We start from the raw sequence: 11,594 nt of genomic DNA on the forward strand, positions 1-11,594 counted from the left end.
TATTACTTTTTTATTGTTATTAAGATAACCCTTCAACCTTAAGTAATAAACCTACTTTCATTCTCTACAAGGCTATTCTACTTAGAGCTTGAATAGTGAAAACATCTTTAAGCGCAGAAGCTATACCTTTGTTTGCTTTCTCTTTTTTTACTTCTAAAATTGTATAACCAAAAATTGCACCTAACGCTAAACTAATGGTAGCTGATGCTGCACAAACTGCAATCGCTGCTCCCGCAGAACATGATATTGTCATACCTGCAACATAACCTATTGTACCACTAACGCCAATGCAGACGTATTTCTTCCGTAGCTCTTTTTGTATATAACCTTTCAGATATTCTTTTACATCTAAATGCCCGTTTCTAGTAGCATAATTCAGAGCAGTGTTCTCATAGTTATCTTTCACGTTAACATTTGCTTTTGCTGTTTCTATCAGGTACTTTACTACCTCTAAATAGCCACTTCCAGCAGCCCACATTAGAGCAGTTCTTCCATAGTTATCTGTTGCATTAATATCCTCTTTCTGTTTTTCTATCAGGTATCTTACTGTTTCTAATTGACCACTTTTAGCAGCTGAAAATAATCCTGCATGATTGTTAATCATTTGTACAAATGATAATGTTTTTAGTGTAGGGGGTTGTAACTCTTGAGTATTAAAGTTTAATTGTGCTGGAACAATTTCTACCTCAAGTTCCACATACTCTCTTATGAAACGATCAAGTAAGCTTTTTACCTGATCAATTGTTTTAATTCCTACCTCATAATACCGCGATAAAGAATTGATTATTTCCCTGTTGTTAAGAAAAAATATCACTGATTCTATTTTACCTGTTAAATCTTTAGCATAGATTAAGTATTCTATATTTAATCTATCTTGTGAAATATTTTGTATTGTCTCACTCTCTGTCCAAATTCTTACCTGGTCATCAATGCCCTTACTTACAAGAAAATTATATAATTCACTATCTTCTTCCTTCATTTTATTGAGCTCATCCTTACAGTCATACCAATAAGATGATAACTCTGGTATACAAGTAGGAAGAGGCAAGCGAGGTATTGACATATCAAGATTAGCTATTAAATGATATCTAGTTAGAAGCTTTGCTACCTCCGTATTGCCATTTACAATAGCATATGTTAGGGCAGAGAATTGACCTTCACGTTTCACATTTAAATCAGCTCCATTTGCTATTAGAAGTTGTACTACCTCAAGATGACCATGGGCAGCAGCATGAATTAGAGCAGTTATGTTTCCCGGAGATTCTGCATTAACATTTGCTCCCTCTTCTATCAAGTATTGTACTATCTCTAATTGACCATTTCTGGAAGCCCACATTAGAGCAGTTCTCCCATAATCATCATCTATTGTATTAATCATTGCTCCACCCTGTATGGCTTGCTGAACAAAACGTAGCTCACCTTCTTTAGCAGCATCAATTAGCTGCGCATTTAGCTGTTTTTGTGATGGCATATACCCCTCCTAAAAAATATACAATTTAAAGCTATTTTAGCCACTATTCAAGTTTTAATGGCTAAAATTGATTGAATCACTTTTTAGTGTTTTTTTATGGTTATTTGAGTCTAGCAAAGATGAGTCTATATCACAATCTAGTAATTCTCCTACTGCACTTAGTAAACCAGCTGTACAACCAGCTATTTTGATCTGGATGAGAGGAGATATAATTTATAACCACTCCCCTATCCTTTCTAGTTGTTTGTAGCTGTTAAATCTCAGGAATTTATCAAAATAAGGAGAGGCAATAAAGGGAGTAGTATCTCTTAAATAATTAGATAAGAAATCTGGTAGAATATTCTGAAATTCATGCATTTTTTGTCTATAATCTTTCAAAGCAATAACCTTTATTTTATCATAATCAAGTTTCCAATAAGCAAGCTCCGAGACTTCTTTTTTTGTTGTGTATTCCACTGCTAAAGCTTGTAAAATTAATTGCGGGAAAAATCCTGACATAACTTCCTCATTGGAAGGTGGTGAACCAAGTTTATAGTCTATAATTGCTACTTGCCCACCTGGTAGATACTCAACTCTATCACATCTTGCTGTCAATAAAATTTCTTCTGTCATTCGAGTATCTGACCAGCTATTATTACACAATTGTCTGGTGTGTTCATTTGCAATCAAATTTTCTGGATCCAAGTAGTCAAGCACTGGAATGACACCCTTCTTCTTAGTGGAAGTTGTACAGCATCCGTGCAGTTGTGTGTCACGCGCTGGAATATGAAATATCGGATAGGAAAAGCTCTTCTCCAACTCAACTTGATTGTTTCCAGTCCTATCAAACTCAACAAAAGATTGAATTATCCTCTGCAACCTTACCCACCACATATTTGAAAAGTGGAATCGATTAGACGAGAATATTTCTCGTACAACACTCATCAGCGACTTTTCGTTGCGTAAATATCTTGCAAGAATATTGTGTACCATAGTGCCAAACTCCAATATCGATGGCTTAAAATTCAAGTCTCTCAATTGCTTAAGGCCCAGTATATATTCAACGTAAAACGAATAAGGATTACGAATTAGCTTTTCTATTGCACTGCAAGACATCACTTGCATTTTTTCTTCTCTGACTTTGGCTTGAGGTTTTGGCATAGGCTGAGTACATGGAACAATACACTCAGGTGTATTTAATATTCTTAGCCAATCGCGGTAAGGATATTTTGTTCTTTGCAACAGAATATCCCAACGGTGTAATAGAATTGATTTTCTATCACTAATTAGCCTCGTAATATAAACCTTGCCGGCACCAAATAAATTGCGCAAAGTATACAAAAAGTACCCTTGCTCTTCTTGCACAGAAGGAAGGTTAAATTTTTCTCTATTCAGTGCACTCAAAAACGGATTCTGAAAATTTGGTATATCATTAAATCCAGCAAGTACTACAACTTTATTGTGATATAAGCTGAATTTATCTAAGTTATTTTCTGGAGAAAAAAATTTTCTTTTTAAAAATAATATCAGGATTTGGCTATATAACTCTAAGGAGCATTTTATTGCTACATCTTCACATGCATTTAAGAAATCACGAGTAAAATTACCTATTTCACCATTTAGCTCTAAAAAATTGATATTAGAAAGGACATTAACACACTGCAAATGAGCTGATGCCACATCAAAAATGGGATAATTTACAAGATACAGTAAAGGATTAAATATAATCTTTAAATTACTGATAATAATTAATATATCTTCTTTATGTCTTAGCTTTTTACAAGTATTAATAGCGTTAATAATATCCTTAAGACCATTTGTATTAAAGCTACGCAATACTTCTATCTCAAACTCAGATAAAATACGAGTGTATTCTTCTTGAGTGTAACCAAAAGTCACTAGACTATGTTTGAGTAGCGAAAGCAGTGCCACACTGTTCCAATTTGAGGTCAAAACTTCAATGCTGTAAAATAGGAGCGTTATATAAGAATAGTTTTCCGATATGGTACACGCCATACGATCTGCAAGTAATTTATCAAAGACAAACAAAGAAACGTTTTCATAACCTTCATTCTTTATAATTAGTGACGTCACTTGTGCTTCTTCCTCCCTTGAATCACAAGTGATGACTTCAATATTTTCAATTGATCCGCCACCAACTTCACTTAGATCAGCAGTTGTATCGAAGATATAATCAAGATATTCCTCAGGACTTCCTGTTATCCCAGCCCTTTCTTCTGTCATCCCAGTGCTTGACACTGGGATGACACCAGAACACGCTTCTGACAGAAAACTAACATCCCTTCTATCCACTTTTAAATAATCGAGTAAATCTTTCAGGCAATGTTGATAGTGTTTTTTATCAAGTGATTTCCAATCTTTTTCGTTCATTTTCAAATTCAGGTTAGGTAGAATTATCTTTCCAAATGGCAGGTCATATATAGCCTTAATCAATAACTTGTAGATTTCACCCTTTCCAATTCCAATAAAGATCATATGCTGATCTTTCTGCAGGAAGTTTATCATATTGTTTATGTAGTCATTCTTATGCTTTAGTATATCTATTACTCCCAAACCTTTTAAAGTTTTACTCCAAGTTTTGATAAGTAAATTTATGAAATTCCCTACTTTTTTTGAGTGCTCATCAAGTTGATAATCACCCTCTATTTGGGTATATTGAAGCAATGACGGCAAACTGTAAACCAGATCGATTGGAAAATTATCATTGTTTTTTTTATTCCACTCCAATATAAATTGAATGAGTAGCAGTGTTCTTTTTGTTGGGTTGATAACTTTAACTCTATCAAGATTTAATATTAAATCTTCTTCATCAATATTCTCTAGTGAAACTATCTCTGGCAAAATTATAGCGCTGCAACTCTTGAATGCACCCAGCAATGCTATCACATCCCTCTTGCATGGAAGTATGATCTTTATTTGAGGAATTTCTTTTCTTTCATATTCAGAAAATATATGCTGAACTAGAACATCGAAAAAGGATGCATCTACGTTAATGGTAAAAACTTTTCTCATGAAAAATAACAATTAGTATGATGCATTATTGTACAGCAAAATATAAATGTGCTCTCACTTTCTTATGTTATTATATATCAAATTTTTTAATAATATTGCATGACGAACATCAGAATAGAAGTTTTAAATAAATGTAAGCAAGTTAGCCACAGGTGGCTAGTCAACATTTACTCGATTTACATAAGCAAAGAACTACCATTAAAATTATACGAAGAAATTTGTGAATTATTTTATAATAAAGTCATACAAGATTGTTGTTATTATTCTTACAACAAAAATCTCGAAGAAGTTCAATATGATTTCATAGAATCACAAGCAAAGTGGGGCTTGGAAATAAGCTTTCTACCTGGCATGACCGATAATGTTGGCAATACGGCAAAACAGATTGTTAGAGAATATCTAATGAGTAAAGGCCACATTGATGAAAGTGTTTCTATCAAGGCAAGAAGTTCAAAATTACTTCTAAGTCAAGGAGGTTTTTCAACCGAAGATGACATAAAACAAGAATTCAACCCTATCACTGAATATTGCACACTTATCTGTAAGAACTATAGCTGGAAATATTATGGTAAATCCAATATCACACCTGGTGTCATTACATCGCATGACCAGGAAAAAAAAGAATGGATCCCAGTGTCAAGCACTGGGATGACGCCAGGTAATAATGGAGCAAAATCTGTCAAACTCAATGTGAGTGACCAAGAGCTTGAAAAAATCAGCAGAGATGGAATCGATGGTAATGGCACTTTAGGGCTCTCGCTGGCAGCAATGAAAGCTATAAAGGATTACTTTAAAAAACTCGGTAGAAATCCATATGATATTGAACTTGAGTCTCTGGCACAGACTTGGTCTGAACATTGTAAACACAATATTTTTTGCTCCCCTATTGATGAAATAAAAGACGGTCTATATGCTCATTATATTAAGCGTGCAACGCGTGAGATAAATTCTAACATATGCGTGTCAGTTTTCTCCGACAACGCAGGAGGAATAATTTTTGATGACGATTACTTGATTGTAGATAAAGTTGAAACTCACAATAGTCCTTCAGCTCTCGATCCGTTCGGTGGAGCAATGACTGGAGTGCTTGGAGTTAACCGAGATATAGTCGGTTTTGGCAAAGGTGCAGAACCTATCATGAATACTTATTACTTTTGCTTTGCCAAAGAATCAAAAGGCAAACTTTATAGAGATAAAGAGCGTACTGATAAAATCTTACCACCAAAATATATAATGAAAGAAGTGATTCACGGTGTTAATGTTGCTGGTAATTGCTCCGGTATTCCAACGCAACTTGGATCAGTATACTTTGACGATAGATTCTGTGGAAAGCCATTAGTTTTTGTTGGAAGCATCGGAATTATTCCACGGAATATAAATAATGCACCTTCACACATAAAAGAACCCAAAAACGGTGATAAAATCGTAATTATTGGTGGAAGAGTTGGAAGGGACGGAATTCACGGTGCAACTTTTTCTTCAGAGGCATTGTCGGGAAACAGTCCTTCAACAATTGTGCAAATTGGTGACCCTATAACACAAAAAAAATTATCCAACGCCGTCGTAGAAGCAAGAGATCTTGGTCTTTATAATGCAATAACGGATAATGGAGCAGGAGGTCTATCATCGTCCATTGGTGAAATGGGAAAAGACGGATTTGAAGTTGATTTGAGCAAGGTTCTCCTTAAAAACGATGGTATGGCTCCGTGGGAAATATGGATATCAGAATCACAAGAGAGAATGACCTTAGCAGTGCCAGAAGAAAATCTTCCTGCGTTTAAGCAAATCATGAAAACACATGATGTGGAGGTCTGTGTAATTGGAGAATTCAACAAAAGTGGCAAAGCCGTTGTTAAATGTCCCCCAGGAGAAGTAATAATGGACATCGAAACTGAATTTCTGCATGACGGTAATCCCAAAGTGCATTTACAGACGAAACCGTGGTCTAAGGAGTCTGCTGTATCCTTTCCTGTCATCCCAGTGCTTGACACTGGGATCCAGCAGGTAAAGCCTGCAAACATTTTACGCCAAAACCCATACGATGGTGGAGCTGAGCGTGAAATGGATTCCAGTCTCAGCTACTTGCATGACACCTTTGAACTAAAAGAAATGCTAAGCAGACCAAACATACGCAGCAAAGAGTTTATAGTGGTGCAATATGACCATGAGGTTCAAGGATCGTCAATACTGAAACCACTGCAAGGCAAGGGAAGAGTGTGCAGCGAAGCTGTTGTCTCGAGGCCAGTCCTTTCTTCAAACAAAGGTGTTGTAAAATCGCAGGGATTTGGCTCAAGTTATGGAGAAATTGACACTTATCACATGGCAGCATGTGCGATTGACACTGCCATACGCAACTACGTAGCTGCAGGAGGAAATATAAATCATCTAGCGTTGCTCGATAATTTTTGCTGGTGTGATGCTTATAATCCAGAAAGATTGTGGCAACTAAAGAGAGCTGCAGAGGCTTGTTACAACTTTGCAACTGCATTTAAAACACCATTCATATCCGGAAAAGACAGTATGTTCAATGACTTCAAGGGATATGATGAAAATGGCGAGAAAGTGATAATCTCTGCACCACCTTCATTACTCATCTCAGCAATTGGAATTATAGAAAATATTGAAAATGCGGTATCGCTTGATGTGAAAATGCCAGGGGACTTGATATATGTGCTTGGTACAACCCACGATGAGCTTGGTAGATCTGAATATCAGTTATATAGTGGAATAGATAATAACAACGTGCCAAAAGTTAATGCAAAGAGCGCTAGGAAGTTGTATGAACGTTACAACCAGGCAATAAAAGATGGCATAATTGTCTCTGCAATTGCACCAAACTTAGGGGGCTTAATTATTGCTCTGGCAAAATCGCTAATTGCAGGAGACCTTGGTGCTGAAATTGATCTTTCACTAGTACCAATAGGAAAAACACAAAATACAGACATAATAAACAAGATAATAATGTTTTCTGAATCGCAAAGTAGAATATTAGTAACCATTGCCCCGCAAAATCAGCGGAAGTTTGAAGAATTGTTTAAAGGTATAGTTTTTTCATGTATTGGAAAAGTGACAGAGGAGAAAGCTCTCAATATAAAGGATATTATAAGAATAGATTTGAAAGACTTAGGTACTAGTTTAAATAACTTTTGATTACGCTAGACAAATTTTTCATTATGTGTAATGTCTGATTAAAATAAATGCATGTTATTAAATTTGGGTAGGTGATTATGTCCATTTTATCAATACTCTTGCTTATCAGTCTTTCTTTACTTAACACTTCAAATAAATTAATGATATGTGCTACCTTATTTGTAGGAGCTACTTTAGTTGTAAACTCAATGGTTGAGTTTCATGGTAGAAGCAAAGCTACTTACAGCTTAATAGTGTGTACGGTGATATGCTGTCTTTTTAAATTGCAAAATTTTAGTTTGGTAATATTGGTTTCATATACTGCAATTCTAGTCTCTCTTCTCTCAAGCATAGTTATTTTAAAAAAATTAAAGTCCAAATTGAATTTTCATATGGCAAATTTCATCACTTTAATTATAGCATCAGTCATTGATAGTACGATTGTTTGTGTTGGACTACTATACAAAATTTCTGCAGGTAAATGCTTATCAAGATATATTAAAGATTTAATTTTCAAGTTTTCCTATGCATCGATATTGAGTATCTGCTTGTTTGTAGGAATGTATTTATTCTCCTTGGCAAGCAAGAAGTATTTTAAGGTTTCTGCATAACCCGTCTTCTGATATAGCCAAAATAGTTTAGATTTAACTATAACCGTCATTCCGCTATTTGTTAGCAGCTTGGTAGTATAATGTGAAAAGCTCTTATTCGGATAGCGGTTCTAAAATCAAAGTAATTGGAAACTGTTAACTTAAGTTATCCTTTAAGAGAGCTAGTACAATTTCTTACAGGTTTCATACATGATAAGAGTTTTATTTTTAGCTAAACCAATTGAAATAAGCTATAAAATCTGTTAAAGTCAACTTTGTGCAAGCACCCTTAGCTCAGTTGGATTAGAGCATTTGACTACGGATCAAAAGGTCGGGCGTTCAAGTCGCTCAGGGTGCACCATATTTTATAGGAAATAGAGGTCATGCTTGAAATTCATATGTGTAATACCTATCTTTAAAGGTAAAATACTGAGCTATTATATATGAACAAAAAAGACTATTATGATCTGCTAGAAGTGAGCAGAAATGCTAGTACTGACGAGATAAAAAAAGCATATAAAAAACTAGCATTAAAATATCATCCTGACAGAAATCCTGGTAATAAGGAAGCAGAGGAAAAATTTAAAGAAGTAACAGCTGCATATGAAGTTCTATCTGACTCTGAAAAAAGAGCAGGTTATGATCGTTATGGTCACGATGGTGCTTCCGGTGGATTTGATTTCAGCCAAGCTGGAGGGGATTTTAGCGATATATTTAACGATTTTTTTGGTGGAGGATTCGGCGGCAGTACAAGTAGGTCAAGAACAAAAAGAAGTACAACAGGAGTATCTGGAGCAGATCTGCGCTACGACCTTAAAATTACCTTAGAAGATGCATTTAAAGGAATACAAGCACCTATACATTATGTGACAAATATAAAATGTAATACATGCCAAGGCACAGGTAGCGAAGGAGCAATCAAACCAGTTCAGTGCAACACATGCCAGGGAAGCGGTAGAATTAGAACTCAACAGGGCTTTTTTACCATTGAAAGAACGTGTACTACATGCTATGGGGAAGGAGAAATAATACAAAATAAATGTAAGAAATGCGGTGGAAGTGGGCGTAAAAGAGATGAAGTAAATATCTCCGTTTCAATTCCAAAAGGCATAGAAGAAGGAGCTAAGGTAAGGGTCAGTGGTAAAGGAGAAGCTGGAGCAAGAGGTGGAAAAAGCGGAGATTTATACGTATGTGTGAAAATAGCTACTCATCAGATCTTCACTCGCAATAGAGCAGATTTACACTGTAAAGTGCCTATAAGAATGACACTAGCAGTACTTGGTGGTGAAATCGATATTCAATCAATTGATGGAGCTAAAATAAAAGTAAAGGTCCCTGAAGGCACTCAAACTGGTACCAAACTACGTTGTAGGGAAAAGGGTATGCCATATATGAACTCACATGCTCGTGGTGATTTATACGTACAGGTAATAGTTGAGACTTTAAATCCAAAGAATTTAACCCAAAAGCAGATTGAGCTATTAAAAGCGCTTGAGGAAGAGGAACATGAAAGTGTAGAGCAGAAATCTGAAGGATTCTTTGGAAAAGTAAAAAAAAAATGAGAAATTTGCTAAATGATATAAAGAGGTAGCTGTCTACACTTAATTCTTTTTACCAATTTGAAAGCCTTCTCTTTTAGTGAAAAGATTTTTTTAAGTTATGCAAAAGTGATAAATTCCTTTATTTAAGGTCGAAGTTTTGCTATCCTCGCATTTTAATAATTTAAAATTAATGAACATAAACAAAAATGAGTTTTTATTTCTTCCTCTTGGAGGAGTAGGAAGAATTGGGATGAACGTTAGCCTATATCATTATCAAGGCAAGTGGATTATGATCGACCTTGGTATCGGTTTTGCAGATGAAACTATGCCAGGTGTTGAGCTACTCATTGCTGATGTAGATTTTATTGCTCAAAGAAAAAAAGATTTGCTTGGAATAATAATTACACATGCACATGAAGATCACTGTGGTGCAGTGCCTCATCTGTGGGAAGATTTGCAATGTCCCATATATACAACAAAGTTTACAGTTAATTTTCTCAAGGAGAAACTAAAGGAGTTTCGATTGGAAGGTGTGGTACCTGTGAAAGAGGTAGACATAAATGGCAGCATAAATTTGGGTCCTTTTACCGTTGAGTTTATAAATGTAACTCACTCAATTCCTGAGGCAAATTCAATATTAATTAGCACTGAAGCAGGTAGTGCACTTCATACTGGGGACTGGAAATTTGATCCAAAACCTGTTGTTGGATTAATTTCTAATATAGAGCGTTTAAAAGAAATTGGCGATAAAGGTGATCTACTTGCAGCAATTTGTGATTCAACAAACATACTGAGCAAACACGACCCTGAATCAGAAAGTGAAATTTATGATAATATTTACAATATAATAAAGCGGTCTAAAAAATTGGTTGCTGTCTCGCTATTTGCCTCGAATGTGGCGCGAATTGAAACAATAAGCCAAGCTGCAAAAGCACTAAATAGAAAAGTGGTTTTACTTGGCAGATCTTTATGGAGAATAGTGAAAGTTGCTCAGGATAGTGGTTATTTAACTGATTCTCCTGAGTTTCTAGAAGCAAAGGAGGCAGTAAATTTTCCAAGGGAAAAGCTGGTGCTACTTTGCACAGGTTGTCAAGGTGAGCCACTGGCAGCTACCGCAAGACTTGCCGCTAAGAGTCATCAAGCATTTAAAATGCAGCAAGGTGATACCATGATCTTTTCATCAAAAATCATTCCTGGCAATGAAACTCGTGCACATAACATGCTCAATGCCTTTATTGAGATGGGAGTGGAAGTTATTACTGAAAAAACAGAGAATGTTCATGCTTCCGGACATCCAGTAAAAGCAGAGCTAAGGGAAATGTATTCTTTGATAAAACCTAAGATGTCTATTCCGGTTCATGGTGAGTATATTCATACGGATGCACATGTAAAGTTTGCTAAAGAGTGCGGTGTGAAAAAAGCAATAATGATTGCACCAGGTGATATTGTTAATTTGGAAAATGGGGAAAAAGTTAGCTCCATTGATGTCGACTACTTTGGTATTGATGGTATGTTACTCCGTCATCCAGAATGCAGCGTTATAAAAATGCGTGAGAGAATGAGAGATGCCGGAGCTATCGTAGTGACAGCAGTTGTAAACAAGAAAAATAAACTGCTTGCTAAGCCAAAAGTATTTGCACCTGGTGTTTTCGAAGCGCAAAAAGATGCAGCCATTATGCAAAAGATCATAAAGAAGGTTGAGTCAGCATTTGACTCACAGCCGATAAAAAAAATAAGAAATAAAATTGAGAGCTCAATATTTAGTATCTTAAAAGAATATTTACTAAAAAGACCTATAATTGAAGTCCAGATAGAACAGGTATAGAAATACACCTTTTTTTATTAACCATT

5 protein-coding genes and 1 tRNA gene are annotated in these 11,594 nt (G+C 35.5%); 4 read left to right on the forward strand and 2 right to left on the reverse strand.

The features are described from left to right. Positions 1-64 precede the first annotated feature (64 nt). Together OOK99_RS02500 and OOK99_RS02505 are read right to left on the reverse strand one after the other, a co-directional pair. The gene (locus tag OOK99_RS02500) at positions 65-1,471 is read right to left on the reverse strand and encodes an ankyrin repeat domain-containing protein (protein WP_264720082.1); all 1,407 of its coding nucleotides are present in this window, start codon (positions 1,469-1,471) and stop codon (positions 65-67) included. A gap of 213 nt (positions 1,472-1,684) precedes the next feature. Then, positions 1,685-4,483: a PD-(D/E)XK nuclease family protein gene (locus OOK99_RS02505; RefSeq protein WP_264720083.1), complete on the reverse strand. Its 2,799-nt coding sequence runs from the start codon at positions 4,481-4,483 to the stop codon at positions 1,685-1,687. Positions 4,484-4,582: 99 nt separating this feature from the next. Between OOK99_RS02505 and OOK99_RS02510 the strand changes: the two genes are divergently transcribed. The 4 genes from OOK99_RS02510 to OOK99_RS02525 all read left to right on the forward strand — a co-directional run bounded on the left by OOK99_RS02510 (position 4,583) and on the right by OOK99_RS02525 (position 11,568). Beyond that, positions 4,583-7,633, forward strand: a complete 3,051-nt coding sequence (locus OOK99_RS02510; protein ID WP_264720084.1) for a phosphoribosylformylglycinamidine synthase subunit PurL — start codon at positions 4,583-4,585, stop codon at positions 7,631-7,633. Between the two features lie 852 nt (positions 7,634-8,485). Next, positions 8,486-8,563, forward strand: a tRNA-Arg gene (locus OOK99_RS02515). An 82-nt stretch (positions 8,564-8,645) separates the two neighbouring features. Further along, positions 8,646-9,764 carry a molecular chaperone DnaJ gene (dnaJ, locus tag OOK99_RS02520; RefSeq protein ID WP_012481762.1) on the forward strand — a complete coding sequence of 373 codons (1,119 nt, stop codon included), beginning with the start codon at positions 8,646-8,648 and terminating at the stop codon, positions 9,762-9,764. 169 nt (positions 9,765-9,933) lie between these two features. Further along, the gene (locus OOK99_RS02525) at positions 9,934-11,568 is read left to right on the forward strand and encodes a ribonuclease J (protein ID WP_063630613.1); all 1,635 of its coding nucleotides are present in this window, start codon (positions 9,934-9,936) and stop codon (positions 11,566-11,568) included. Positions 11,569-11,594: the final 26 nt, after the last annotated feature.

The organism is Wolbachia endosymbiont (group B) of Eucosma cana, from assembly GCF_947250645.1.
Taxonomy (GTDB): Bacteria; Pseudomonadota; Alphaproteobacteria; order Rickettsiales; family Anaplasmataceae; genus Wolbachia.